Origin of the sequence: Aestuariibacter sp. GS-14 (assembly GCF_006494365.1) — a bacterium.
Lineage (GTDB): Bacteria > Pseudomonadota > Gammaproteobacteria > Enterobacterales > Alteromonadaceae > Alteromonas > Alteromonas mangrovi.
In genome coordinates this window covers 1-836 of record NZ_VHIP01000045.1, presented here as the reverse complement: position 1 = coordinate 836, position 836 = coordinate 1, and the positions used below count along the sequence as shown (strand labels likewise).

General features: G+C 36.8%; 1 protein-coding gene. It reads right to left on the bottom strand.

Features of this window, described 5'->3' with window-relative positions; all coding sequences use genetic code 11:
- The coding region (locus FJ444_RS21265) for a hypothetical protein (protein ID WP_219993937.1) at positions 1–836 on the bottom strand (836 nt) is incomplete at both ends.

Here is an 836-nt window from a genome sequence, read left to right as displayed (position 1 = left end):
TGTTCTATATGCTGCCACTCCTCAATTGGATTAGTCTCATCCTTCAATGCTATCATTTCCTTTGATATTGGATCATATGCATAGTACCGAGAAACTAGTGCGAAGTAGTGATCAGGTATTGCTGTTATCTGATGAGTATACGTTGTCCTGGCCACGGCAGAAGCACGCTTATCGCTCCAATTTCCCACAACATTAGTCAACTCCGTTAGGCCCTTCATTGAAAGAAATGAGGTCATCAAATGTCTTCCAATGTGAGATTTTGGGCCATTTTTTATAGCAAAGATTGAATAAGGCGCATTTTTCTTCAAAGCTTTATTGTACGATCTGACTAAGTTATCTTTTAATAATTGGTATTCCTGTTTATTGCTTGAAGAATTGCCGGTCCTATTTACTCGTTTTAGGACTGGTTCAGAATTCCTCAAAAATTCATCCAAATATACAAGTGGATCGATCCTACCCCTTGCGCTAAAGAAGTATATGTGCCTACTAACGCTTGTCTTTGTCTCTGTCACTAAACACTGGATTATTACTCCCAGATACTTATTTTGGACTAATTTAAATGATTTCGGATCAACGTTCTTAATATCGCTGAATCTTCCACAATTGATGAAAGTAGCTAGGAAGAGGAATTGGTATAAAGTTTTTGTTTTTGTAAATCTCGAAGTATACTCAAACGAATTTAGTATTTTCTCAGTGATCTCCCAGATGCTTTCACCCTCACTTAGAAGTGCTTTAAGCATTTTTTTACTGTGGCTATTTCCCTTATCTGCTTCTTCCGATGATTCGAACTGTAATTGCAAACTACTTACAATATCAGTGATATCAGATTGATGTTT